Genomic DNA, 26861 nt, shown 5'->3' on the forward strand with positions numbered 1-26861 from the left:
AAAAATCACTTTGCATCCATATTACCATATATCCCTGCCATTAATAACTTGAAAAAGTATTCAGTGAACAGCAAAATCCCCGTGAGGAATGTAATCATCGATTATTTTTCCTTTTTCAGCATGAATATATTATAATCTTAGTATTCTACAATACTACAAGATACATTGGAGGAGTAATACATTGCAAGAAGTTTCTGAATCACTCGATCAATTTGATGGAATCGAAGCCTGGACCAAATTAGGAATATCCATTGGCATTTTTCTAATCTTCCTTTTGCTTCGGAAAGTATTTACTACATATATATTCAAGTTCTTTCTACGAATTGCAGAAAAACGTAAAGTAGAATTTGCCGCCAACTTAATGCTCGCTATAGAACAGCCGGTAAGATGGCTTATCGTTTTGATTGGTGTTATCATTTCACTGCACTATTTTCCGATTGACTCACCTTCGGTTGAATTAAGATCGAAAATATACAGATCATTTTTTGTCTTCTTAATAATTTGGACGATTTTCAATATCAGTTCGATCTTAACCATTTTATTTCCGAAATTGGTAAGTAAATTCGGGCTTGAAGTCGATCAAATCGTCATGCCGTTCTTTACGAAAATCATAAAATTAATCATCATTGCTTTTGGTGCCTCCATCATTGCTGAAGAATGGGGATTTAATGTCGATGGATTCGTTGCAGGGCTTGGATTGGGTGGATTGGCTTTCGCTCTTGCCGCTAAAGATACAGTCAGCAACTTCTTTGGAGGGATCGTCATCGTTACCGAAAAACCTTTTACCATAGGAGATTGGGTCAAAACTCCAAGTGTTGAGGGAACCATTGAAGACATCACATTCCGAAGCACCAAAGTTCGGACTTTTGCCCAAGCTTTAGTTACAGTCCCAAATGCGACCCTTTCGAATGAACCGATCATCAACTGGTCCAAGATGGGAAAAAGACAGATTGCCTTCCATTTAGGTGTGAATGTCACGACACCAAAAGAAAAATTGGAAAATGTCATTAAAGACATAGAAAGAATGCTGATTGATCATCCTGAAGTCCATCCGGAAACGATTTTGGTTAAATTTGATGAGTTCAGTCATTCCGGTTTCAATCTTTACCTTTATTTCTTCACGAAAGCGACGGACTTTGGAGGATATTTATCAATCAAAGAAGATGTGAACTTTAAAATAATGGAGATATTGGAACAGGAAGATGTACAAATTGCCATTCCGTCCCAAGCCTTCATTCTTCAAAAAGACTCAAATATGGAAGCCATGAATGATTTTGAATCCATGCGCGACTGACAAAAGGACTTGCCCAAAAACGGAAAGTCTCAGAATGTAGACAACCTCGATGAAAATCGAGGTTGTCTACATTTTTTTATGGCTTGTACAAATTTTGACATTGATTATAACGTAAGACACTCGCTTTCCGCGTCCAGGAGGAGCCTCGCACACCCGCTCCAATCAACTTTGTTTTAACTTTTAGATAGAACCCTTTTGCCTAAAGTCTTTATTGTTTTAAAATAGACTAATTAACACTTGAGGTGATGAGGATGCTTTCTAAACATGATTCTATTCAGCGAGATCAACTTGAAATGGTTACTTTAGATCTTTAAAGTGTCGTTTAATTTTCCCCGAACATTGAGATATGAGGCACTTTCCATATCGCACTCTTTCACATGTGTGGAATCCACGTATACTTGCTCTGCACTTATTAACTTAAATAAGTGAAAAATCAAAAGGGGTTCTGAATTTTTTAATTCAGAACCCCTTTTGTCTACAAGCTGAGACCTGCCCAAAACGGCAAGTCTTTTTTAGCTTCAAATAAAAACTCTTAAAACATCACATGCTTATGTGATATAATTCTTTCATTGTGTTGAAAATTGCAAATATTGATATTGAGGTACTTTAATGAATCAGACTTATACTAAATCACAAAAGATCCGCCTGTTATTTTATATATTGATACCTATCCTGATAACCCAAATCAGCATGTATGCCATGACCTTTTTTGATGTGATGATGTCAGGACAATACAGCACTCAGGACGTTGCTGGCGTCTCCATCGGCAGTTCGCTATGGACACCCGTATACACGGGGCTGAGCGGGATATTGATTGCCTTAACGCCGGTGGTTTCACAGCTGGTCGGTTCCAGGCAGTCTAAATCCGTTTCCTATTCCGTGATGCAGGCCATTTATTTAGCTGTCACTTTAGCCTTATTCATATTAATCATTGGGGCGTTTTCCTTGAACCCCGTATTGAATGCCATGGACCTTGAAGATAGTGTCCACATGGTTGCTCATGATTATTTGATTGCACTTTCACTCGGTATCATTCCTTTATTCGTTTATAATGCGTTAAGGGCCTTCATTGATGCTCTGGGGCAGACCAGGATATCCATGATAATCACCTTATGTGCACTCCCGGTAAACGTCCTTTTTAATTACCTATTAATCTACGGGAAGCTTGGATTCCCCGAACTTGGCGGTGTCGGTTCGGGGTACGCCACTGCCATTACTTATTGGTTAATTGCCTTGGTGGCCATCCTTGTTGTAATAAAAATCAACCCGTTTTCGACATATAAGGTTTTCAATGAATTTTTCCGGGTTTCCTGGAAAGAATGGCGTGCCTTATTATTGATTGGAGTACCCATCGGGCTGGCTATCTTTTTTGAAACAAGCATTTTCTCGGCCGTCACCCTCTTGATGAGTAAGTATGATACCGTCACAATAGCATCGCATCAGATTGCCATGAATTTTGCCTCCCTGCTTTATATGATACCGCTAAGTATATCCATGGCTTTGACGATCGTCATTGGATTTGAAATTGGGGCAAACCGTTATAAAGATGCAAAAGTGTATAGCTGGATTGGCATTTCGATGGCCTTGACAATGTCGCTCGTTTTGTCGACCATCCTATTCCTCTTCCGTGAACCTGTGGCTTCTTTATACACAAAAGATCATGAGGTAATGATGCTGACTTCACATTTTTTAATATATGCCATCTTCTTTCAGATATCGGATGCCCTCCAGGCACCTATTCAGGGTATATTGCGTGGTTATAAAGATGTTAATGTCACATTTGCGATGTCACTGGTCTCCTACTGGATTCTCGGGCTTCCCATTGGCTATGTTTTCGCAAAGTATACAGATATGGGAGCCTTTGGGTATTGGATTGGCCTAATTACCGGCTTGGCTCTCGGAGCAATAGGCTTGGCGGCTCGCTTACGGTTCATACAGCAAGTGAAATATAAAAAAATGGCGTAAAAAAAGAGTGGGGCTGGATTACCGGCCTCACCCTTTTTCATTCTCACGCTAGGCTTTATATATTTTCCCAAGAACATCCTTTCCGCCTGTTACCGGTATGATGCTGCCGGTAATGAAATCTGACTCCTCATCACAAAGAAACGTGACGACCCTCGCTATATCTTCGCCTGTACCCGGTCTGCCGATTGGAACCGTACCATCCTTTTCTGCTCTCGCGCCCCTGATTTCCCCCTCTTTCCAATCACCTACTATATCACCAGGACAGACCATATTCACGGTAATGCCATGTATAGCTTCTTCGGCAGCTAAAGTTCTTGTCAAGGAGGTCAAGCCGCTCTTTGCCGCGGCAAAAGCAGAACGATAAATCCATCCTGGTGCAGTTTCACACCGTTCAAACCCTAATGTAATGACTCTGCCCCAGTTTCTACTTCGCATTTGCGGAATAAGTTCCTTCGCAAAATAGAAAAAACCGTTTAAATTCCCATCCATGATGTACTTCCATTCATCACTGCCATATTCAGTCATGTGTTTACGATCATGCATATATGGCCCTGCGTTATGAATGAAGATATCAACATGGCCAAAGACCTCCAAAATCTTTTGCAAAATATTCCGGCAATCTTCTTCACTTGACGAGTCACCTTGAATCGCAAGTGCCTTTACATGGTATTTTTCCTGTAATTCATCCACTAATGCTAAAGCTGCCTTTTTACTTTTTCGATAAGTAATGATAATGGCCATTCCATTATCCGCGAGTGAAAATGCCATCCTTTTGCCGATTCCCGTTGCTCCACCAGTAATAAAAGCTACTTTTTCATCCACAGGCTTTCCCTCTTTATCTAATGGATTTTACTTAATTATACATAAGTTTATTCCGTTTTCTATAATTTAGTAATTATATAAAAGAACCTATGGGCTTTAGCTGCATAAAATATAACAAATAAACCTGTCAGACCATAAGCAGGAGAGAGGAATTCAATATGTTTCCTTGGAATTCACTTTTTTCTTTTAAGAATAACCCGAACCAAAAGGATTTCATGAAAAATATGCAGCAAAGTGATGTACAATCATTCATTGAAAAAGTATTTTCACAAGTCATACCTGAAAATATGCAAGGTATGATGAATCAAAATGATGGCCGCTCACAAAAAGAAAATGCCAGATCTGAACATCCTTTATATGCCGAAGTATTTGAAACGCATTTATATGTCTTCGTAAGAATTCCAATAGAAGATGAATCTTGGCTAAAGAAAATGAAACTTTACCATACATCTAACCAATCCATCATCGAGGGGATTCCTGAAGAGTCAGATCGGCATGTCATAACACTCCCCGCACCTGTAAAGAAAAAAGGGGCATCAGCCCAATATAAAGAATCAACATTGGAAATACGTCTTCAGAAAAGTTTCAATACACAGTATTCAGAAATCGATGTATCCGAGATATAAGTTGCTACACACCGGGACCTCGCTGATGATAAGGTGCGGTTCCAGTTATTTCTTGGTTCAATTTTTTTAGATTTGGGTACATTATAGAGAACCAATCGATGTCACAATTGATTTTATTCCATGGAAAGGAATAATCTGATCCATTCTCGCAAAAAAAAAGCGCACCCCATGTTAATGGGATGCACTTTTCTATTAATCTATTATTTTCCGATGAATTGTTGAGTCCAGTAGTTACCAGATTCAACGTAACCTACTCCAATATGAGTAAAGCTAGAATTCATGATGTTTTCACGGTGTCCTTGGCTATTCATCCAAGCTTGTACCACTTCTTCAGGTGTTTGTTGACCTTGTGCGATGTTTTCACCAGCTGATGTATAGCTGATTCCGAATTGTTTCATCATATCGAATGGTGAGCCGTAAGTTGGGCTATTGTGATCAAAGTAGTTTTTATCTTTCATGTCTTGAGACTTGATACGTGCAACTTTGCTCAACTCAGTGTCGATTTTAAGAGCTGCCAAACCTTGTTTTGCACGTTCTGCATTAGTTAATTTAACAACTTCTTGTTCAAAAGCACTTAATTGAGAGCTTGTCTCTTGTTTTTCATCAGTTGATTTATTAGGTGTTACTGGTTTTGCTTCAGGTTTTGCTTGGTTCGTTGTTCCAGTTTCTTGCTGAACCGGTTTTTGAACTGGTTTTTGAACTGGTTTTTGAACTGGTTTTTGAACTGGCGTTTGAACTGGCTTTTGTTGTGCCTGCGCTGCAGGTAAAGTGATATTGTATTTAGCTAGGTATTGGTTAAGGACTTTTTGCATATCCTCTTTATTAGTAGATTTAAAAGTTACTTGTTTCACAGTATCACAGTTGGCTGCTTCAGCTTGGTTAGCTCCTACTCCTGTGAATATAATAGCTGCAGCCGCTGCTGCTGACATAAACATTTTCTTTTTCATTCGTATTTCCTCCTGTGATGTTCGTTTTGTGTTGTGCTTTGCTTCTGGAATTATCATAACATGTACTTTTTGTAATAAATGCACCAGCAATTTCCATCGAATTTAACAGGATACGAAAGAGAAAATATTATTATCCTAGTTTCAGAGAAAACTTGCAAGAATGCTTTACCTATCTATGTTTCTTTCAGTGGTATATATACTCATATTTTTCCAGCCCTTACTTGTCAATGGTAGTTACATAGAACCATTTCCATTGAATACTAATAACTTTTTGTTGACATATCGTATTTAACCAACTTAATATGACTTTCATTACTTTTATGTTACAAATTTTTCGATTTAACTTCGACGCTCCGTCTTTTGTCCCGATCATTTCTACCCTATTGCCTTGGTCCATTTTTCAAAAAAAAAACAATTCGGATTCACTTCCGAATTGTTTTGAGTTTGATGGTCATTCATCATTTCATTTCTTCATCATCCATCTCGTCCATTTCTTTTTTTTCGCCACTTTGTTCAGGAGTGCTTGGTTTGCCTATTACGAATTCTTTCTTTGGCATGTTGTGCATATCCCTTGCAGTTACATGAGCATATACATAGTAGGTTCCTTCTTCATCAAAATTCTTTTCCAATTCATATATGCCATTCCCTTTATGTTTCACTGCGATCTTGTCATGATCATCGCTATTTGCAAGCCAAATTTCAAAACTGACATCATCCGCATCTGTCACGGCTTCGTCCCCATATGTCACTTTTGCCTGAAATTTCACAGGCTCATTCACTTTACCCTGAATTGGATTGACAGCTAAATCGACATTTAACATTTTCGGAATTTCCTCTTCCTTGCCGCATCCAGCCAAAAAAATTAACGCCATGCAAAATAACATGATTTTTTTCATTTTTGAACGTATCCCCTTTTTATGAATTCCATTCTTCTTTTATAATCGGTAGGATGACCTTGACTTTTGTTCCACTTTTTTCCTTGCTTTCTATTTCGATTTTACCATTTTGTAATTCCACCAATTTTTTGACAATGGACAGTCCAAGCCCTGAACCGCCATCAAAACGGCTGCGTGCTTTGTTAACTCGGTAAAAACGATTCATGATATGAGGCAGATCCGCTTCCGGAATCCCGTTACCCGTGTCAGTTATCAGCAGTTCGCAATCATCTTTATGCTGAATTAGGGTAATATGAATCGCCCCTCCAGAATCCGTGTACTGAATGGCATTATCAAAAATGTTATGCAGGATCTGTTCCATCCTTCCTTCATCCCCAAAAATAATCGGGTCTGGATCCAGATCCAACTGCAAGTCCAATTTCTTTTCCTTTATTATCGGTTCATATTTCACAAGTACGTCTTCTATGAATTGAGCATAGGCAATTGGGATTTTATTTAACAAGAATGGATCACTATCCATTTTTGTTAAGTCCATCAGATCACCCACAAGCCGCTGCAGCCTAAGGGCCTCCCTTGAAATGAGATGAAGGTATTTCCGTTGTTCTTCATCATTTTTCACGACACCATCCAATATGGCCTGCGTGTATCCCTTTACGTAACTAAGCGGGGTTCTGAGCTCGTGTGCTACATTTTCAAGAAATTCTTTTTTTCTTTCTTCTTCCAAATGGATGGAATTGGCCATATCATTAAAGGCTATTGCCAGTTTACCTATTTCATCATGGCTCCTTACATGGACCTGTATGTCATAATTCCCCTCTGAAACGAGATGGGCTGCAGTCTCGATTTCCTTAATCGGACTGATTAGCCTTTTCAACCATTTTGTAGTAAAAAATATCGCGACTATCAAGAATAATAGGATCGCTGCCAACCATTTTGCAGCAAATTCCTTAAGTAAGACCGTAATGGAATCTACTGGAATATATGTATAGATGATACCTTCGAGGCGATCTTCGTCAATCAGGGGTATGATCGCCGCTACGATGTTCTTTTCAAACCTTTTCTCATATCCCTCTTTTTCAACGGCTTTCCCATCTAAAAGCATTTGCCGTTCTTCTTCAGAAATAAGGGTATCATAATTGATTTCAAAAGGCAGACAGGCACTCAATTCCCTGGGATTGTTGACGACAAAGACCTCGCTGTCATTCTTACTGTTAAACCATTCAACTTTTTCCTTGAAGTCATCACTGATTTCACCGCCGGTATAATCCGCCCCTAGCAATGACGCTTCATTGACTAAATCTGTTTTAAGCTTCTCCACATATAGATTTTTATAATAATATTGAGAAAGTGAGTATGCGAACAGAACGGAAAGGATGATGGCGGTGATGATGGTGAGCCATAATTTAAATGAGAGGGTTCGCCATTTATTGATCATTTCTTTTCCTCTATCTTATAACCGATTCCCCAGACGGTTTGAATGTAATCAGCCGCTCTTAATTTCATTCGTAACGTTTTGATATGGGTATCCACAGTACGTAAAGATCCTCCATACTCCCCGCTCCATACATTTTCAAGCAGTTGTTCGCGGCTGAGTGCCTGGCTTTTATGACGCATGAGAAATAACAGCAATTCGAATTCTTTCAAGGTTAAATTGATTGCCTTCCCTTCAACCAAAACCGTTCTGGATTGTAAGTTCAAGCTAATTTTACCGAATCGGACATGGTTTTGATTTTCTTCTTTCAATGATAATTTCCCTGTCCTTCGCAATACAGCTTCGACCCTTGCTACCAATTCTCCTGGATTGAACGGCTTGACGATATAATCGTCGCCGCCAAGCTTCAGCCCTTTCACCATATCCCATTCTTCACCTTTCGCACTGACAAATATCACAGGGATCTCCCAATTATCACGAATCTCTTCACAAACGGAGAAACCGTCCATACCTGGCATCATGATATCCAATAGGATTAAATCCACTTCCTCTGTTTCAACCATCCTTATAGCTTCTTTTCCATTCGCAGCTTGAAGGCATCGATAACCTGAGTTCAGCAAATACATTTCAACTAGATTTCGCATATCTTCTTCATCATCCACGACTAAAATGGTGTAAGCATGCATGTCATCTACTCCCTCAACATCAATTGGAACGGACCTTCGCCGACTTTTATCGTTTTTTTAACATCGACTGTTTCAGCATCCATTACATACACTTCATCACTATCATATCCCGCCACGACCACATCTTCATTGAAGTTCGCCATTTCAAAGGGGTTGACGCCGACCACTTTGCTTTTCACTTCCTGATATTGATCATTCAATTTATATAAGGAGCTTGTACCATGACTTAGGACAAATATGCCTTCAGCATTCTCCAGGAACTTTATCGGCATGGTGGGGGCCTTCAGTTTCTTCTTCAACTCTCCCGTTTTTGCCGAATAAATATATAGATCTTCTTCCACTTGGTCCCCATCCCCGTGTCCTCCGATCCATATTTCATCCTTTTCTTCCCTTAATAACGTGCCGGTGCTGGAACTATGTACGGGAAATTCGAAATCGACCTTTTTCGTTTCAAGATTTATCACTGAACATTTGGTATCACCAAAATTAATAACATACAAGCGATTTGCTTGCTCTCCTTGAAGAACGGTCAAGGGGCTTTTACCAACCTTGACAATATCCTGTACCTCCCCATCAGCATTTAAAAAATAAATGGAGTGATTCGCTTGATTGACCGCCACGATGCTTTTTCCATCACGTAACAATTGCATATTGACGATTCCTTTCCCAATTTCCCAACTGTTTATCAGTTTTCCTGCTGATAAAGAGTAAACTTGGACTTTCTTCATCTCTTTTCCATAAAGCAGGATAGTATCTTTGTCTGCCAGGAGCAGGGCTCCGGTAAATGGTTCTGAAATATCCCATTTTGCAAATGGATGATAGTTTTCATCTATAAAAGTCAGAGAAGTATCCTTGATATTGACAGTCGCCAGGAAAGATTCACTTTTATTGATTTTAGTAAATGCATTACCGCTAATACACCCAGTAAGCAGTACGATGGCAAGAAAAAGCCCAATGCCCCACTTCATATTTTAAGCTCCTTATTCATTAAATATCTATTTTTTTAAAATTTTAACAATGATTTGTGAAAAAAGTATGAAGCGGATAAGAATATTTGCTAACAAGCACCCGTATCACAATCTGGAATCATAATCTTTCCAATTCAGTAATATAGAGCATGACGATTGCATTTTTCATTTCTTCCGAAAGCGAAGATTCCATCACGCGTTTAATGGAGAGGTAAAATTTCTCCAATACTGGTTTTCGGGCACGGGGATGGGCATTTTCATCCAAAAGCTCACGGCGGATGAGTTCCGGCAAAACTTCCCTTCCACCTCCATCGGTCACCTTACGATTGTTCCATATGCTTAAATAAGCCACCAGTAATTCTTCTTGCCTGATATTTTCCTTCATAGTATCCCTTCCATCCATTACTAATTCATACATATTATTGATCAAGTTCGTAAAGACTATCTTAATAATACGATTACGCTTTTTAAAATTCAAAAAAGGAGTGAGTACAGTGTCTCAAGTATACCGCTGTCCGAATTGCCGGACAAATAAATCTCGCTTCAATCTCATTCAGCAAGTAGCAACCCCCGTTAAAAAGGATCCGCAATCCGGTGAGATTGTTGAACAATATTCGAACGATTCCCTTCAGCCGTTCCATCTAGCATATAATGGTCCTGAAGTTCGGGTGCAATGTGCTGCGTGCGGATTAATAGAAGACGAAAAGACATTTGCCGCCTTTGGAATGCAAGAATAAAAATGGTCAGACCCTCAAATGGGTCTGACCATTTTTTCAATCTTTTCCCACCGACATCTTAGCCCGGTCTATGGCAATTGGAATGGCTTTTCCATCCTCATATCCTTCATCCAATAATGCATTCGCGATCTCTATAGCCTTTTCCCTGACATCTTTATCTAGATTCTTCATCGAATTTGGGTAATCGTTCTTATTCCATGGCATTAATACCGCCTCCTTGATAAGAAAGTCTTCTTATATGTTTCCCTTCTTTTATGGGCGGTAAACGTTTATCGGACCGCTCTCGCTTCCAAAGCTTTCAACTGACCGATCAACATTTCCTCATCCAACTTTTCCCCGATGATGACGATATTCAATGGCATTTTCATCATTTCATTCATATACATCGGCATTCCGTATGAGTATTGAAATAAATGGGGGTATTGTGAATGTGTAAAAGAAATGTATCCTTTCATTCTATATACCGTTTCCGGCAGGGACCTAAGCCACTCTTCAAAGTCGGTTTGTGCCACCGCACCTTCAAAGGTATGAACGACTGCAGTTAAATGCAAATTGTCATGTACATCAAGCTTTTGATGGCTATTTTGCCGATTTCTTTGCATCCCTTGCAATGATTTCAAGGAAACATCTGCATACTCCGTCAATAAACATACAGCATCCGTATTCAGTGCCTGTATCGTATATATCAGCTGTGCGGCCTCCATCTCACTTACTAAATCCGCTTTATTCAATAGTATGAAATCGGCATGGTGGATTTGCTCGGCAAGCAGCTGTCGAAGCTGCGGAGACAGTTCCTCGCGATCGCGCCACCTTAATAAATCGACCACGGTGATAATCCCTTTATACTCCAGCCTTTTGGCGAAGATCGGGGACATGATGCCATCCAATACTTCAACTGGATGAGCAGCGCCCGTCGTTTCAATATAAACCGCATCCAAGTCATTTTCGGTTAGCAATTCATGAAGCTGAACTTCCAGTTTATCTTGAATTGTGCAGCAGATGCACCCGTCAAACAACTCCTTCAGAGGCACTCCATCACCAATGAGTCCGCTGTCAACCGATACACTGCCGAGCTCATTTAAAAGCACGGCCACTTTTCTGCCCGCGTCACTTTCCTGCTTTAATATATTTCGAAGAAGCGTCGTTTTCCCGCTGCCGAGAAAGCCGCCCAATATGTACACTTCGGTTGTTTTCATTCTTATCTGCTCCTATGATCCGGTTAAATTCGATTCCGTTAAATTTTATCATAATTACCTTACTAAAGCACTTGCCGGATTCACATAAAAAAACCAGCCCGTAAGCTGGTTTCAGACTAGGCAAATTCGAAGAAATGCGAGTTCGACTGCAGTTTTTTATTTAAAAACGTCCAGTCGATTTCAGAAATCCGCTCCCTTTCATCCGACTGTCTCCCGAGCCTCCTCGACGCAAGCGTCTGTGGGGTCTCGGCTAGCCAGTTATTCGGCAGGAGTGTCGCAAATTTCTTCAATCTTGCGAGATTTCTTTCCTATAAAATAGAAAAAACACAAAGGGATTAATCATGTTTTTTTATAAAATCAAGGTTAGGTGAGACCATTCCGACTTCCCTTTTTTCTACAAATAAAAACCAGCCCGCAAGCTGGTTTTTTAACATTGATTCATGCTTGAACTTCGTCTTTTTCGTAAATCGGCACCCATCCTGCCGCTGTAACGAAAATGCGGACAGCAACAGTTTTCCTATCTTCTGCAAGCGTGAAATAATGTCTTGTTGATTCTGGTACACTAATAAGATCACCTGGATTAAGGCGCACGTCAAACCACTGTTTATCTTTGCCTTCAATCGCAAAGATACTCGTACCGCCTGCTATGAAACGCACTTCATCATCTTCATGGTGATGTTCCTGCTTAAAGTTTTCAAGCATTTGATCCAAGTTCGGATTCGCATCGGATAATGTGATGATATCATGCGCTTTATAGCCTCTTCTTTCGGAGATTTCCGCTATCTCTGATTGGAATGCTACAAGGATTTCCTCCTTTTCAGCATCTGTTAGATCGTATTTTTCCACGAGATGGGCCGGTAATTTAGAAATGTCCCATTGCTCATAAATAACCCCTTGTGTTTCTAAAAATCCTTTTACCTGTTCACCGTTTTCAATAACCTCGTTTGTTTCCTGGAATCTTATCGTCGCCATCATTCATTCCTCCTTCATTAGTGTTTATCTTAAAGAAACTGCAAATGCCTTTTGTTGATTAAGCAACAGTTGATATTGAAATAAAAATTCGCAAGCTTCAAGTATTCTCTTTGCTTCGAGTCCGCTTTTACCCCAAACCGTAATACCATGATTGCGGATCAGCACGGCGCCAGAGTCTTCTTCGACATGTGGCTCGAACTTATCGGATAACAGCGGAATGTCAGCATGATTATATATGATTGGAATCCGAAGTTCCGAATCTTCATCCCACCGACCGGTCGCTTTAATGATTTCATGATTACGAAAAGAAACTTGGCCTTCATCCCCGTACAATTCGGATATCACATTATTTTCAACTGTATGGACATGGAGTACACAGTTCGCATTCGTTTTCCGGTAAATGACTGTATGAAGTAAAGTTTCGGCCGATGGTCTTAGGTTCGTTTCTTCAACTGGCTTTCCTTTTAAATCCACCAGTAAAAAGTCCGAATCCGATTGCTTCCTTTTATCCTTACCGCTTGCCGTAATATAAAAGAAAGGGTTTTTGGGCTCCCGAATGGACAAGTTCCCGCTAGTTCCCATAAACCAATCCCTTTCGGCCAGTTCAGCTTTAATATCTGCCAGCTCCTGCCATTCTTTAGAATGATTATTCACGCTTTACCCACCCATCTGCTGCTTAATAATATCAATTACATCAAAAAACGTTTCAAAACCTTGATGTGGAATCCCTTCGCTATCGCATTTTTCAAGCAGTATGTCACGGGCTATGACAAAATCCGCCTGTTTTGCAGCTTCAAAATCCGTTACTGAATCTCCAATAACGAATTTAAAATCTTCCGCACCCGCAATTTCCCTCATAATGGATGGCTTGCAGCAACCGCATCCATTATTACATTGATCATCACAGGAATGCGGCCACTCAATATAAATCTTTTCCTTATCAAAAAATGCACGGTTGCAATAAACGGACTCTGTTGGCAAGATATCATTCAAAAGCGGTGCAATGAAAAAATCCATGCCCCCGCTTACAATATATAAAGGGATGTTGGCTTGTTTCGTATACTCAACGAATTCATAAAACCCTGGACGAATGCCGGCCGTCTTTCTTACATATTGGATGATGTCATCCTTCAAGCCGCTATCAAGCAGGGAAAACATATCCCCTACTCCCGAAGATATACTGATTTTTTGCTGAAGGACACCGTCTTTCAACGCTTCCCATTCCGGAGGCGCAAATTTCTTCATGATGGAAATGATATTATCCGAGTTGGTGATCGTTCCGTCAAAATCACAAAAGATGATCGGTTTCATTATTTCTTATAGGCCTCCCCATAACACAAGAGCTTTTTTTAGTGTTTCATCCTCAGCAGCCGCTTCAGATAGTTCCTTTCCTGCAAGTACGGCTTCCACAGCGGATCGGAAAGCCTTTGCCCCGCCATCTGCTCCATCAGGATGCCCGTGAATTCCACCTCCGGCATTAATCACACTATCGATTCCAAAATCCTTGATTAGATCCGGAACCATGCCCGGATGAATGCCAGCAGAGGGAACAGGGAAGGCTTTTTTCCATGAAAGTTCATCTTTTGTCAGAGCTTCAGCAATCGCCAAGGTCTCCTTTTTTTCAAGTGCGACACTTCCATAAGGGGACGGGAACAAGGATAAATCCGCACCTGATAACCTTACTAATTTACCAAGCAATAATGGATAGCCGACCCCATAAAATGATGAAGCTGACAATGCCCCGCTATATGCGGGGTGCGCCATGATCGGCAGCTTGATACGATCATGTTCACTCAAGGCCTGCAATACATCCAAACCATATGTATGAACGTTGAACAACAAGGCATCTGCCCCTGCATCAGCCGCTTGCTCTGCCTTATCCAATAATTCAAATGTTTTCCCTGATAGATTGACTGCATATAAAGTTCGGTGGCCAGTGGTTTCATAGACATCATTCAATATTCTTTTTCCCGTTTTTATTCTATCGAAAAATGGAGTCAGTTCCTGGTCAAAGAGGATCTCATCATCTTTAACTAGGTCGACACCTCCTAATGCTTGTTGCCTCAGTTGCTCATTATGGAATGTTAGGTCTCTTCCTAATACACCTTTAAAGATGCTCATCACCAGGGGCCGGTTAAATACGCCAATCTTTTTCCTAATGCCTTCAATGCCAAATTGCGGCCCGGGAAAGGCTTTTTGAATATCACCGACAAAATCCAAGTCGATAAGTTTTATTTCCCCGTCCAATGAAAGTTTGCCGAAGACCGTCGTTAGGATTGCAGGTAAATCATTGGAGAAATTCCTTGCCGGATAGGCAATTTTAATAAGCGAACGGTATACTTTACGATTAAAGTAGCTGTTTGCCCTCTCTTCTTCGGAAAGTGGTGTCACCGATACGACGCGTCCCTTATGTTTTTCCAGTTGTTTCTGGACTAAATGGGGCAGGTCCGTCCATGTCCCGACAGTCAAACCTAAGGCAATGCTCTCTGCTTTTTTCTCATGATTTCCCTTAGAATCATGAATTAAATAAGTAGCGACTATCTCGCTCATTTGATCACTCCTATATCACGTTAGTAAACTCCCGATGTCATTAACCTGAAATGGTCTCAAAATGGCAAAAGCCCCTTCATAAAGAAGAGGCTTTAATAAGCCATCTTCTTATCTCCCAGCCATTGGCTGCAAGAATTAGCACCGTGCCTTGTGGATTTCAAGAAAAATCCGGCGAAGAATTCCGCCCCATTTTACAATGGAATTACGGTCGGTTGCTGGGCTTCATAGGGCTAGTCCCTCCACCTGCTCAAAATAAGAAAACGCTGATATATAAATTTGCATCCAAGTATCGAAAGATTAAGAATTTATTTTGTATTCTGACAGGTAATCCCTACTTTGTCAATAAGTTTTAACTATTTAAGGGTGAATTAATCGGATATATCATTGTGGTTAAAATAATTTTAATTTACTTATCCGTTCCACAGCCTCTTTCAGCCGTTCTTCCGAAGTCAGCAGCCCTACCCTGACATAACCTTCGCCAAATTCACCAAATCCATTCCCTGCGGCAACAGCAACGTGGGCATGCGTTAATAAATAGTCTGCAAAACTCTCGGACGTAAAACCTTTAGGTACCTTGAGCCAGGCAAAAAATGATGCCGCAGGAGCTTTGACATCCCAGCCGATTGCCCTTAATCCCTCAATGAAAACATTCCTTCGTCCCTCGTACATCTGCACTAACTGCTCTACACAGCTCTGCGAGTCAAGCAAAGCGCTTGCAGCAGCTTCTTGTATCGCCGGGAACAGACTCACATAAAGATGGTCTTGTAATAGTTCAAGAGCTTCTATGACACTCTTATTCCCCACTGCGAAGCCGACTCTCCACCCTGCCATATTGTATGTTTTCGATAGTGTGTATATTTCTATTCCTATTTCCTTCGCTCCCTCTGACTGGAGAAAGCTTATCGGTTTTTTTCCGTCGAATCCTATCGCCCCATAAGCGAAGTCGTGGACCACACAAATTGAATGCTCTTTTGCAGTAGAGACGGTCTCATCAAAGAAACTTTCAGTTGCAGAAGCACCTGTGGGATTGTTCGGATAGTTCAAGAACATCATTTTGGCTTTATCAAGCACTTCTTTATGTATGTCACTGTATTTTGGAAGAAAATCATTTTCTTCTGTCAAGGGCATGAATTCGGTCTTTGCCTGGGCTAAAACAACACCGGAAAGATAATCCGGATAGCCGGGATCCGGAACAAGGATCGTATCACCCGGATTCAATAAACACTGCGGCAGTTCGACAAGACCTGCCTTTCCCCCGAAGAGAATCGCCACTTCACTGTTCGGATCCAGCTTGACACCGAATTCACGTTCATAAAAGACGGCAGCAGCATCTTTTAAATATTGATGCCCCCGGAATGGCGAATATTTATGATTAATCGTTTTTTCAGCGGCAGACTGCAAGCTTTTCACGATATGGTCTGGTGTCGGCTGATCAGGGTTTCCCTGGCCTAAATTAATGACATCATGTCCTTGCTCCGTGATGGCATTGACTTTTGCGACTAGTGAGGCAAAAAACTGCTTGGGCAGGTCCTGAAGCTGTCTGGATTTTTCGAATTGCACCATTTATACACCTTCTCTGAAATTTCTTGAAATTCTAGACACAAATGATATATGTTTATCATAGTCTTGTAAAGCATTTTTTACATGTGGGGGTTTTAAACGATGAAGTGGAAAATAGCTTGTATTCAAATGGATATAGCATTCGGGCAACCGGATATCAATTTTCAGGTTGCGGAACAATGGTTGGAAAAAGCAGCACGGTCAGAACCCGATATCGTCATTTTACCAGAGCTTTGGACAACCGGATACGACTTAAGCAGGTTAAATGAGATTGCTGATCAAGAGGCGGAAAAAACGATTGAATTTCTTAAAACACAGGCAAGGAAACACGAGATTCACATCGTAGGCGGTTCCATTGCGAAAAAAACGGGCAAGGGAATCTATAACACCATGATCATCATCGATAAACAGGGAAATCTCATAAAAGAATATGATAAGCTTCACTTATTTCAGTTAATGGATGAACATCATTTCCTGAAGCCAGGAGAAAAGGATGGTTTATTTACTCTTGATGAAAAAATATGTGCTGGTTTCATTTGTTATGACATCCGTTTTCCTGAATGGCAGCGAGCCCATACCGCTAAAGGCGCCGAAGTTCTATTCGTTACGGCTGAATGGCCAAAGCCGAGACTCGATCACTGGAGAGCCTTATTGATTAGCCGTGCCATCGAGAACCAAGCCTATGTAGTAGCCGTTAATCGCTCAGGCTCTGATGTCAATAATATATTTGCCGGTCATTCCCTGATTATTGATCCTTGGGGAAATATCATAAGTGAAGCCGGAGAAGGAAACGAACTCCTGACAGGCACCTTGGACTTCAATAAAGTTACGGAAGCACGTAACAAAATACCTGTATTCGAAGATCGCCGTCCTGATTTTTATTAAATTACCCATTGACAAACTATTTAAAAAGTTGATATTATTTTCCCGAAGATTAAAATTTCAGAAAACATTTACTCTTATCAAGAGCAGGCTGAGGGATAAAGGCCCTATGAAGCCCAGCAACCGACTGTAATACCATTGTGAAATGGGGCGGATTCACCGCCGGATTATAAAATCCACAGAGCACGGTGCTAATTCCACCAGAATTCATATTCTGGAAGATAAGAGGTCCGAAGCCAAAACTTCTGCCTCTTTCTATATGAAAGAGGCTTTTTTATTCTTATTTTGAATCCGGAGGGGAAAAGAATGACTCAAAACCATTCAAATTTTAAGAGATTGACAAACGAAACAGCTATAACCCTTGCAAAAAAACTTGGGTTGGTCAATGCGGATGCAAGTTTAACATGTAAAGAAATCGGCGATGGAAACTTAAATTATGTTTTTCATATTACAGACACAGTCACAAATAAAGGAATTATCATTAAACAAGCGGTTCCTTATGCCAAGGTACTTGGCGAAGGCTGGCCGCTGACATTGAAAAGGGCTGCCATTGAAGCGAATGCGCTGATTCATTTCAGAAGTTATTGCCCAGAATTCGTACCGCAAGTCTATTATTCTGATGAAAAGCTTGCCATCACGGTCATGGAGGATTTATCCCATTTGAAAATCGTTAGAACAGGATTGATTGAAGGCGATTCATATCCATTGCTTTCACAGCATATTGGTGAATATGTTGCGAAAACGGCATTTTATACATCCGATTATCATTTAGAACCCTCTGCCAAAAAGGAAGTTGCCCGACATTTCACGAATCCCGAACTCTGCAAAATCACTGAGGTCTTCATTTTCACGGATCCATTTTTTGAGGAACTCCCGGGAGATTTCGAGGTGGAATTGACTGATGCCGCCAAAAATATATGGAATGATAAAGAAGTGATCCTTGAGGTCGCTAAGCTGAAACAAAGCTTTGAAACCGAGCAGGAAGCCTTGCTTCATGGAGATTTACATACTGGAAGTATATTTGCAAGTGAAACTGAAACAAAGGTTATCGATCCAGAATTCGCTTTTTATGGTCCAGTTGGTTTTGACCTTGGTCAATACACTGCCAACCTTCTCTTTCAGGCAGTCACACGTAATAGCGTTGGAAAGGAAGAGATTTTCACACACCTTAATGAATTTTGGAATGCCTTTGAAGAAACTTATTCCGAATTATGGGAAGGTCAAAATAAAAGCCCATTTCGTCATGTGAAAGGTTATCTGCCTTATTTACTGACAAAATTCAAAAAAGATGCATTCGGCTTTGCCGGCTGTGAACTGATTCGGCGAACCATCGGACTTTCCCACGTTGCCGATTTAAATGTCAATGAAGATAAAGAAACAAGGATCGCTGCCAAAACGGCTACATTGGAAATTGGTGTTTTTTTAATTAAAAAACGGGAAGAATTGGATGTTTCAGCTGTCATTGAAGCCTTGAAGCAACGTACACTGCCATCTTATTCAACCATTTAAAAGGAGACCTGCACATGACAACACATGCACCATTACCTTATTCGGTACAATGGGCTGATACCCATATTACATTATTAAATCAACAAGCCCTTCCTTCCATAACAGAATTCATTGAACTTCATTCTGTTGATGATGTGTATGACAGCATTTTGACATTAAAAGTTCGCGGTGCCCCAGCAATTGGACTGACGGCAGCATTTGGTGTTGCACTTGGTGCGAAACAGGAAACAACCGCTGAATTAGCCGAATTCAAGAAAAATGTATCAAGGCATATTGAAAAACTCGCATCATCACGGCCAACCGCTGTCAACCTTTTTTGGGCGTTAAGGAGGATGGAAAATACTCTGGAAGATGCGCAAAGCATTTCAACTGCCAAGGAAGCACTTATATCGGAGGCTAAAGCCATCTTTGCTGAAGATGAAGAAATGTGCAGGAAAATCGGGGAACATGGTTTATCCTTATTCACTAGAGGAGATTCCATTCTAACGCATTGCAACGCTGGGGGAATTGCCACGGCTCGGTATGGCACAGCCTTGGCTCCCTTCCACCTGGCAAAAGAAAAGGACTTTCCGCTAAAAGTGTATGCATGTGAAACCAGGCCTGTCCTGCAAGGGGCGCGTTTGACTGCTTGGGAATTGATGCAAGCGGGGGTTGATGTCACATTAATTTCTGATAATATGGCTGCCCATACGATTCATCAGAAAGGAATAAATGGAATCATCGTCGGTGCCGACAGAATTGCGGCTAATGGAGATACAGCCAATAAAATCGGGACATTGGGATTGGCGATATTAGCCAAGCACTTTGGTATCCCTTTTTACGTGGCCGCTCCATCAACCACATTCGACCTCACTCTCGAGTCCGGCACTTCCATCCCGATCGAAGAAAGGAATGAAGCGGAAATCACCTTCATTCAAGGTGTTAGGATCGCTCCTGAAAACGTGAAGACTTTCAATCCAGCCTTTGATGTTACACCGAATCATCTAATTACAAGCATCATTACCGAAAATGGCATCATAACCCCGGATTTCATTAAAAACATTCCGCTTTTTGTTAAATGATCCAGGTTGCTTTATTGATGATAAAAAACGAGAAGGGTTACTTATCCCTCTCGTTTTTGTGATTATTCTTGCGAGGTCCATAATACAATTTTTATTTTTTTGAAAAGAATTCTTGAAGTGCCTTCTTATTTTTAGTGTAGTCTATTTCCAAAACGGCTCCGGACTGGGGATATATTTCATCTTTAAAGCTTCCTTCCACTGGAACCCTTAAGGTTTCGACGGTGTCCGGTGTATGGAAGACGGCTTTTGGCCCCATTTCCATTATTGTTTTCAGTCCAATATCCGTATCCAAGTACGAGAGTCCTTGTTCGATTATACTAGGAAGGGCTGCCATCCCTTCGAAGGACGAGATTTGATTTATAAAGGCTGTTTTTAATTGAACCATTACTTCTTGTTGTCGCTCAACCCTTCCAAAATCACTTTCATCGTCATGTCTAAAACGGACATATTTCAATATTTCCTCGCCATGTAAAACATTTTTACCGACGCTTGCTTGAATGCTCATATCATCAATGATTTCCTGGTCCACATTCACCGCTACCCCCTCAGGTGCAAGTAAATCGACCATCTTCACGAATCCCTGAAAGTCAATTACCGCCACATGATCGACCTTGACACCGAAGTTTTCCTGTATGGTTTTTTTGAGAAGTTCCCTTCCACCATAATAATAAGCTGCATTTATTTTGTTATATCCTGTTTTATTCCCAGGGATTTTAACATAACTATCACGCATAATCGAAGCCAGTTTCAATTTTTCCTGCTCAGGAAAGTATTTTGCCAGAATAATCGCATCGGATCGAGATTTTCCCTCTCCCCTTGTATCGACACCAATTAACAGAAATGTTTTCACACTTTCCTGGTTCTCTTCTTTGGTTAGTTTTTTTTCCGTACCTGCATTTCCATTTTGTTTGGGTAAAGGGGCATAAGTGCAGCCTGCCAGAATCAAGATCAATAGATATATGAACAATACCTTTTCTTTCATTACCTCACCTCATCGGAAAATTACCCCTTATTCTCTTCCTAATATTGGAATATTATGCATTAAACGACAAAAAAGCCTGCCAACGATAATCGCTGACAGGCTTTTCGGGCAAATCACTTATTGATTTCTTTCTTTAATACTTCTACCGCCTTTTTCACTTGTGTGTCATTCTTAAGGATTTTCTCCTGGATGACCTGCATCAATTTCACGGTAGTATCATCTTTAATGGTGCCAGTTTCTTTAATTTTTTGTTCCCTTTGAAAAGCTGTGACAGCATTCGTTGTTGCTTCATCAAAGAATCCATCTATCTTACCCGGATCATGGCCTGCTTCCTTCAGCATCTCTTCAGCAGCTTTCACTTCACTCGAAGAATCGGATGCTTTCAATTCCTTGTCAGGCGAAATGTACGGAAGGCTGGCATAATCAGGAAGCTTCACGGTAATATCCGGCTTGATCCCTTTTTTATGAATCCAATTACCTTCAGGAGTCAACCATTTAGCTGCCGTATATTTGAAATTAGATCCATCTTTAAAGTCTTCGGCAGTCTGCACTGTCCCTTTCCCAAATGACTTGACCCCAATCAATGGGATGTCCGCAGATTCACTGACAGCCGCTGCAACGATTTCAGAAGCACTGGCACTTCCGTCATCAATCAACACGACTACCGGGATTTTCAGTTCTCCATCATTCTTCGATTTTTCGACTAGTTTTTCCCCGCTGCGATCCTCAACTTGAAGGACCACTTCCCCATTAGGTATGAACAGGCTTGCCATTTCTATTGCTTGATCAAGCAGTCCCCCCGGGTTTCCCCGCAAATCCAATACGAGACCCTTCATATCCTTCTTGGACATTTCTTCAAGCGCCGTTTTCAGCTCTTGGACTGTATGTTCGGAAAAACTGGTCACTTGAATCTTGGCAACTCCATCATCAAGCATTTCCGCATAAACCGTCTCAATCGGAATTGTGTCCCGTTTAATGGTGAGCTCAATCGGTGCCGACTCACCAGCTCTTGAGATGGATAGATCCACTTTCGTGCCCTTCTCGCCCCTGATTTTCAGGACAGCTTCAGAAGAGCTTAGCCCTTCAACGCTTTTACCGTCCACACTTAAAATGATATCATTCGGCTTTACCCCCGCTTTTTCTGCTGGGGACCCTTTTATCGGTGAGACGACCATGATTTTTCCATCCTGCTCCTGAATCTCGGCACCGATTCCTTCAAAAGATGAAGAGATGCTTTCATGGAAACTCGATGCTTCCTTTTTATCCATATAAGCAGAGTAGGGATCATCCAATGATTTGATCATTCCATTAATTGCGCCGTCAACCAGCTTTTCTTCATCAACCTCTTCATAATAGTTATCTTTTATCTTATCGTATGTAGTATACAGCTTTTCAAATTCCGCATGCTTATCCGGTGCTAATGACTCTACTTTTTCATCTCCAAAGGTCAAGGCTATTGTAGTAATCCCTGCAGTTAGAAATATGACTAAGAAAATCCCCATAATGAACGTAAACTTTTTTATTTTAATGAATTTCCCTGCCTCTTTTGGCTGTCCTTGATTTTCTTCTTCCACTGAAGCCTCACCACTTTCATTCTTCATGACGATATAAACGATTTCTATCTATTTTAACAGCTTTCATGACAATCGAAAAATAATTGTTATCAAAAATAACAACTTATGCCCATATGTATTTTTTTACGCCTTCGCAAACGTTAAACGCTCCATGGACTACAGGCATCTATTGACATTACAAAAATGGGGCTACCAAGGAATAACTGAGCCTGTATCCAACTGTCATTATACAGCTTCACTTATTCCTGGTCACCCGCCTGTCATTTACATCCAATTATCAGTCCTGGATAGCTGCTTCCAAAGCCACTTCAACCATTTCGTTAAAGGTTGACTGGCGCTCATCCGCCGACGTTTCCTCACCGGTTAAAATGTGATCGGAAATGGTTAATACAGATAATGCTTGGCGGCCAAATTTAGCAGCAAGCGTGTAAAGCGCTGCTGATTCCATTTCTATCGCAAGGATTTGGTATTTTGCCCATTTTTCCAAATCACTATTATCATTATAAAACTGATCGGCCGTAAAAACATTACCGACCTTCAATTGCAATCCCTTAGCTGTGCCGGCGTCATAAGCTTTTCTTAGTAATTCGAAATCCGCCGTTGGGGCAAAGTCCACCCCGCCGAAAGTCATGCGGTTCATTTGGGAATCGGTGGAAGCACTCATTGCAAGGATAACATCCCTGACTTTTACATCCTTCTGAATCGCTCCTGCAGTTCCCACACGAATCAGCTTCTGGACATTATAGCTATTCATCAATTCATTCACGTAAATCGAAATGGATGGGACACCCATGCCTGTACCTTGTACAGAAATTCGTTTCCCTTTATATGTCCCTGTATATCCAAACATGTTACGGACTTCATTATAAAGTTTAGCATCCTCTAAAAATGTTTCAGCAATATATTTTGCACGCAACGGGTCCCCAGGAAGTAAGACCGTTTCCGCAATTTCATTTTCTTTTGCACCAATATGTACGCTCATACGACTATGTCCTCCTTAACTTGTGGTTGAAATGATATTCAAAAACTACTATACCATATCAACCACAAGTTAGGAAAATCCAACCTTATCCTAGAACTTGAAAAAGATAAGGAAACTGGAAGTCATGAAAAGACTTTGACACCCTTCCTTTAAACCGCAACAAAACGGCGGAGGACCGCCGTCTTTTTTTTAAGGTTAATAAAATTAAGGGATAGGAAGCTGTTAACCGTCTTATGACAGGTTACTCATCGACTTCTTCATCAATTATGCACTTTTCAAGAAGATATTCGAATGTGATGTCAGCAAGATCTTCAACTTCAGCTTCTGTTGGAAGATAGCCCCGTCTTATCAATTCTTGAAAAAAGAATTCCGCTATCTCTTCTGTATCAATAAAAACCTCAATTTCTCGCAAATCATCGCCCCCTTATTTAAAGGTCTATGAATGTGTAGAGACAAATATACCAGTAAGGCATCCCATTATGGAAAATCATTTGAAGGGCCTATATTTATCATGATCCATCCGTGTTCAATTTGAATGGAAGCTTCTATAGGGAATTTGGAAATTGTTCCTTTAAAAATTCAGGATACCTTTCACTTCGTTTGCTTCTTTTTATGATCTGGATAAATTTCCTCTGCCGCCTTTTCAATTTTAGCAAGGGCGATCTTCATGATGTGGCGATATTCATCATCGCCAAAATGTTCGTAGAGCTTACAATAATCATTATATAAATCCAACAGTCCATCAATCATTTCCTTTTTTTCATTTTTTGTCATTGTCATTTCTCGCTCACCTTTACCAGGGTTGTTTTGTTTAGCAATGATAGCAAGCTCATTTTTCTTTTTAGGAAGTAGCAGACCCAACTTTTTAATGATTCCATCTGCACGTTTAGCATCGGCTATCAAAGTCAGTTCTTCCTCATGCGCTTCAAGCCATTCACCATCAGAGATTCTGGATAACTCATAGATTACATCCTCCCAGGCATTTTCCTTATAGCGCCAAATTTCCGTTCGATAGCCGATAATCTTGAAATAATCCTGTTCATACCCATCCACCTGGACCAAGTCACCTAATAAAAATTTATATTCAATATCTATTTGTTCTTTTTGATAAAGGATTTCACCTTCATATTCATTTATCGATTGCAATGTTTTTTCGATATAAAGACCTTCACTATAGTTCACTTCATACACATAAGCACCATCGAGAAATTTTACATCGGTTATATTCCCGACTGTCCCATACATTGTTATTACGACTGTATCGCCTAATTTAAATTTCGGCTGTTTTTTTTTGCCCATAAGAGACATCCCCCAATATGGTCCTTATCGTTTGATTAGTAAATTATATGCACAAACAAACATGGAGGTTAATGGAAAAGAGAGGGCATTTTGCTCATTTAGCTAAGGAACCGGCCCATTTATTAAATGGCACTAAAGCCAAAAACCGCCTCATTTAATGAGACGGTTCGCAGTGGGAATGATGAGCGTCACTTTCGTTCCTTCGTCGTGGACGCTTTCAATTTGGAATTTCCCTTTTAATTCCTCCATTATCTGAATGCACGTCGCCACACCTAATCCGTTTCCATCCGGTTTAGTGGTATAAAAGGGCATGCCGATATTTTTTAAATTTTCGGGACTGATGCCTTTCCCATCATCGCTGATCACTAATCTTACATAATGGGACACGGAAGTATGATGCAATTCAATCTGCCCCCTAGCTTCGATGGCTTCACAAGAATTATTCAAGACATTCAAGAGAACCTGTCTTAACCGGTTCCTGTCTGAATAAACAACGACAGAGTGTGTCACTCCATTAATTAGTCTTACATGAGAACTCGGAATTGAAGGGATATAGGTATCTATTATTTCTTCAAGGAAATCCTTTAAATCGATTTTCTCCCATTCCAGCTGATGCGGTTTTGCCAAATCAAGAAGTTGTGTCACGAATACATTAACCCGGTCCACTTCATGAAGCATGACATCACTATATTTTTCTATTAATGTTTTATCATGATCCTGGCTCTTCAATAATTGGAAAAAGCCCTTTATCGTCGTTAGTGGGTTCCTGATTTCATGTGCGACACCGGCAGCAAGCTGGCCGACATATTTCAATTTTTCAGTTCGGACGATTTCCTTCTCACGATCTTCTATCGTTTCCATCATTCTTAGAAAGGCAAGGTTCAATTTTTCCATTTCCTCGAAGCTTCTTTTATCGGAAATGATGAATTCCTTTCCTCCAATGAAATCCTCTGTCGCTTCGACAAGTTCTTGAACTGGCCGTACAAGGGTCTTTGTTAGTAAATAGACAGCCAGAATGATAGAAACAAAAACGATGCTGTAGATTGTCAGATACCGTGTTAAAAGGTCATTCAAAGGCTGAAACACTTGTTTCTTATCTGCACCCACAACAACAAACCATTTATTCTCCGTTTTTGCAATCGTATGGACAGGCTGGATGGAATATATCTTTTCCCCGTTCTCTGCGCTGTACAATTCATCCGATAACGAAGCTTCCATCAGCTTACCTTTCGTTAATCCCATTTCTTTCAAGGCAGAAGCCTGCATGACTCCATGTGGGTCTTTTTTCGAAATCATGATGCCTTCTTGATTGATCATGAAAAAGTTCACTGGGTATTTATCGCTAATTTCGTTAGCCTTTTTCTCCATCAGCTCCCAAAGTCCTTCCAATCGGAAAGCTGGAGATACGACACCCATCATTTTCCCTGCATTATCATATACCGGAGCACTCAGAGCTATTATCGGTTCTGGGTATGCCCGGGTTTTATAAATGTCAGAAAGGAATTCATGACCTTCTATGGCCTCTTTGAACCATATCCTCTGCGCGAGGTTGTCCCCGATCATTTTATTGGATGTATCTGCAATGACATTGCCTTCCATATCCAAATGCAAGACACCGTAATAATTTCCTTTTGCATCGATAAACCTTTTTAGTTCCTCTGACTTCTCTTCTTTTGAATGGCCAGGATTGTTGATTACCGAATTTGCGCTCATTAACTTCACATCACTGATCCGTTCGTTCAAATAGCTATATGTTTCATTTACAATATTCAGTGAACCCGCATTCAGGGCATTTTTTGCTTCCTTCTCAAGCAGGGACCGTTGTGATCCATAGGATATGATCCCCAATATCAGAAGAGGAACACTTGCAATAAGTAATGAATAAAGCAAAATTCGGGTTTGAAGGCTTTTAAGCATCCTT

The 26861-nt window shown here is 40.6% G+C and carries 26 protein-coding genes, 1 pseudogene and 2 riboswitches; of the genes and pseudogenes, 7 read left to right on the forward strand and 20 right to left on the reverse strand.

Going from position 1 to position 26861, the window contains the following annotated elements:
• The first annotated feature begins 181 nt into the window (after positions 1-181).
• Positions 182-1294 (forward strand): mechanosensitive ion channel family protein, encoded by a 1113-nt coding sequence (locus ACWF5P_RS21415; RefSeq protein ID WP_232783017.1) that lies wholly within the window; start codon positions 182-184, stop codon positions 1292-1294.
• A 609-nt stretch (positions 1295-1903) separates the two neighbouring features.
• Complete coding sequence (locus ACWF5P_RS21420) at positions 1904-3259, forward strand: MATE family efflux transporter (RefSeq protein WP_101225226.1); 1356 nt, start codon at positions 1904-1906, stop codon at positions 3257-3259.
• Positions 3260-3307: 48 nt separating this feature from the next.
• Here ACWF5P_RS21420 and ACWF5P_RS21425 read toward each other — a convergent pair whose 3' ends face one another.
• A complete protein-coding gene (locus tag ACWF5P_RS21425; protein ID WP_434167155.1) occupies positions 3308-4081 on the reverse strand; it encodes an SDR family oxidoreductase in 774 nt (257 codons plus the stop codon).
• Between the two features lie 158 nt (positions 4082-4239).
• Here ACWF5P_RS21425 and ACWF5P_RS21430 point away from each other — a divergent pair, with 158 nt between their 5' ends.
• Positions 4240-4707, forward strand: a complete 468-nt coding sequence (locus ACWF5P_RS21430; RefSeq protein ID WP_452445243.1) for an Hsp20/alpha crystallin family protein — start codon at positions 4240-4242, stop codon at positions 4705-4707.
• 200 nt (positions 4708-4907) lie between these two features.
• Here ACWF5P_RS21430 and ACWF5P_RS21435 read toward each other — a convergent pair whose 3' ends face one another.
• The 6 genes from ACWF5P_RS21435 to ACWF5P_RS21460 all read right to left on the reverse strand — a co-directional run bounded on the left by ACWF5P_RS21435 (position 4908) and on the right by ACWF5P_RS21460 (position 10021).
• A complete protein-coding gene (locus tag ACWF5P_RS21435) occupies positions 4908-5654 on the reverse strand; it encodes a CAP domain-containing protein (protein ID WP_452445244.1) in 747 nt (248 codons plus the stop codon).
• 458 nt (positions 5655-6112) lie between these two features.
• Positions 6113-6550, reverse strand: a complete 438-nt coding sequence (locus ACWF5P_RS21440; RefSeq protein WP_434167157.1) for a FixH family protein — start codon at positions 6548-6550, stop codon at positions 6113-6115.
• Positions 6551-6569: 19 nt separating this feature from the next.
• Entirely contained in the window at positions 6570-7985 is a 1416-nt protein-coding gene (locus ACWF5P_RS21445) for a sensor histidine kinase (RefSeq protein WP_452445245.1), read from the reverse strand.
• Positions 7982-8668 carry a response regulator gene (locus ACWF5P_RS21450; RefSeq protein ID WP_434167159.1) on the reverse strand — a complete coding sequence of 229 codons (687 nt, stop codon included), beginning with the start codon at positions 8666-8668 and terminating at the stop codon, positions 7982-7984. Before ACWF5P_RS21450 ends, ACWF5P_RS21445 begins: the two co-directional genes overlap by 4 nt.
• 5 nt (positions 8669-8673) lie before the next feature.
• Positions 8674-9636: a WD40 repeat domain-containing protein gene (locus ACWF5P_RS21455; RefSeq protein ID WP_434167160.1), complete on the reverse strand. Its 963-nt coding sequence runs from the start codon at positions 9634-9636 to the stop codon at positions 8674-8676.
• A 118-nt stretch (positions 9637-9754) separates the two neighbouring features.
• On the reverse strand, positions 9755-10021 hold the full coding sequence (locus ACWF5P_RS21460) for a hypothetical protein (protein WP_434167161.1): 267 nt from the start codon (positions 10019-10021) through the stop codon (positions 9755-9757).
• Positions 10022-10130: 109 nt separating this feature from the next.
• On the opposite strand from ACWF5P_RS21460, the gene ACWF5P_RS21465 reads away from it, so the two are divergent.
• On the forward strand, positions 10131-10373 hold the full coding sequence (locus ACWF5P_RS21465) for a DNA alkylation repair protein (RefSeq protein WP_101225235.1): 243 nt from the start codon (positions 10131-10133) through the stop codon (positions 10371-10373).
• 57 nt (positions 10374-10430) lie between these two features.
• On the opposite strand, the pseudogene ACWF5P_RS21470 reads toward ACWF5P_RS21465, so the two are convergent.
• The 7 genes and pseudogenes from ACWF5P_RS21470 to ACWF5P_RS21500 form a co-directional block, all read right to left on the reverse strand.
• Positions 10431-10577, reverse strand: a pseudogene (locus ACWF5P_RS21470) (DUF2188 domain-containing protein); the annotation flags it as partial.
• A 65-nt stretch (positions 10578-10642) separates the two neighbouring features.
• Entirely contained in the window at positions 10643-11569 is a 927-nt protein-coding gene (locus ACWF5P_RS21475) for a CobW family GTP-binding protein (RefSeq protein WP_402937663.1), read from the reverse strand.
• Between the two features lie 438 nt (positions 11570-12007).
• Positions 12008-12541: a cupin domain-containing protein gene (locus tag ACWF5P_RS21480; RefSeq protein WP_402937665.1), complete on the reverse strand. Its 534-nt coding sequence runs from the start codon at positions 12539-12541 to the stop codon at positions 12008-12010.
• Between the two features lie 24 nt (positions 12542-12565).
• A complete protein-coding gene (locus ACWF5P_RS21485; RefSeq protein ID WP_434167164.1) occupies positions 12566-13195 on the reverse strand; it encodes a methylthioribulose 1-phosphate dehydratase in 630 nt (209 codons plus the stop codon).
• Between the two features lie 3 nt (positions 13196-13198).
• On the reverse strand, positions 13199-13852 hold the full coding sequence (locus ACWF5P_RS21490; RefSeq protein ID WP_427572321.1) for a 2-hydroxy-3-keto-5-methylthiopentenyl-1-phosphate phosphatase: 654 nt from the start codon (positions 13850-13852) through the stop codon (positions 13199-13201).
• 6 nt (positions 13853-13858) lie between these two features.
• Positions 13859-15091, reverse strand: a complete 1233-nt coding sequence (gene mtnW / locus ACWF5P_RS21495) for a 2,3-diketo-5-methylthiopentyl-1-phosphate enolase (RefSeq protein WP_101225240.1) — start codon at positions 15089-15091, stop codon at positions 13859-13861.
• A 105-nt stretch (positions 15092-15196) separates the two neighbouring features.
• Positions 15197-15350: riboswitch (SAM riboswitch) on the reverse strand.
• Between the two features lie 131 nt (positions 15351-15481).
• Positions 15482-16654, reverse strand: coding sequence for an aminotransferase class I/II-fold pyridoxal phosphate-dependent enzyme (locus ACWF5P_RS21500; RefSeq protein WP_452445246.1), 1173 nt, complete (start codon positions 16652-16654; stop codon positions 15482-15484).
• 99 nt (positions 16655-16753) lie between these two features.
• Here ACWF5P_RS21500 and ACWF5P_RS21505 point away from each other — a divergent pair, with 99 nt between their 5' ends.
• The 3 genes from ACWF5P_RS21505 to mtnA all read left to right on the forward strand — a co-directional run bounded on the left by ACWF5P_RS21505 (position 16754) and on the right by mtnA (position 20103).
• Positions 16754-17536 (forward strand): carbon-nitrogen family hydrolase, encoded by a 783-nt coding sequence (locus tag ACWF5P_RS21505; RefSeq protein WP_434167167.1) that lies wholly within the window; start codon positions 16754-16756, stop codon positions 17534-17536.
• A 71-nt stretch (positions 17537-17607) separates the two neighbouring features.
• A riboswitch (SAM riboswitch) is annotated at positions 17608-17761 on the forward strand.
• Between the two features lie 78 nt (positions 17762-17839).
• Positions 17840-19042: an S-methyl-5-thioribose kinase gene (gene mtnK, locus ACWF5P_RS21510; RefSeq protein WP_452445247.1), complete on the forward strand. Its 1203-nt coding sequence runs from the start codon at positions 17840-17842 to the stop codon at positions 19040-19042.
• 14 nt (positions 19043-19056) lie between these two features.
• A complete protein-coding gene (gene mtnA, locus ACWF5P_RS21515) occupies positions 19057-20103 on the forward strand; it encodes an S-methyl-5-thioribose-1-phosphate isomerase (RefSeq protein WP_452445248.1) in 1047 nt (348 codons plus the stop codon).
• Positions 20104-20194: 91 nt separating this feature from the next.
• Here the strand turns inward: mtnA and ACWF5P_RS21520 are convergent, their stop codons facing one another.
• The 6 genes from ACWF5P_RS21520 to ACWF5P_RS21545 all read right to left on the reverse strand — a co-directional run bounded on the left by ACWF5P_RS21520 (position 20195) and on the right by ACWF5P_RS21545 (position 26857).
• Positions 20195-21085: an LCP family protein gene (locus ACWF5P_RS21520; RefSeq protein ID WP_452445249.1), complete on the reverse strand. Its 891-nt coding sequence runs from the start codon at positions 21083-21085 to the stop codon at positions 20195-20197.
• A gap of 113 nt (positions 21086-21198) precedes the next feature.
• Positions 21199-22659 carry a lmo1851 family serine protease gene (locus ACWF5P_RS21525; RefSeq protein WP_452445250.1) on the reverse strand — a complete coding sequence of 487 codons (1461 nt, stop codon included), beginning with the start codon at positions 22657-22659 and terminating at the stop codon, positions 21199-21201.
• Between the two features lie 277 nt (positions 22660-22936).
• Positions 22937-23641, reverse strand: a complete 705-nt coding sequence (deoD, locus tag ACWF5P_RS21530) for a purine-nucleoside phosphorylase (protein ID WP_230175687.1) — start codon at positions 23639-23641, stop codon at positions 22937-22939.
• A gap of 241 nt (positions 23642-23882) precedes the next feature.
• Entirely contained in the window at positions 23883-24053 is a 171-nt protein-coding gene (locus tag ACWF5P_RS21535; RefSeq protein WP_064505166.1) for a YozD family protein, read from the reverse strand.
• Positions 24054-24232: 179 nt separating this feature from the next.
• Positions 24233-24940: a hypothetical protein gene (locus ACWF5P_RS21540; RefSeq protein ID WP_137017690.1), complete on the reverse strand. Its 708-nt coding sequence runs from the start codon at positions 24938-24940 to the stop codon at positions 24233-24235.
• Between the two features lie 150 nt (positions 24941-25090).
• Positions 25091-26857: an ATP-binding protein gene (locus tag ACWF5P_RS21545; RefSeq protein WP_452445251.1), complete on the reverse strand. Its 1767-nt coding sequence runs from the start codon at positions 26855-26857 to the stop codon at positions 25091-25093.
• Positions 26858-26861 lie beyond the last annotated feature (4 nt).

Source organism: Peribacillus sp. NPDC055009 (assembly GCF_053608705.1).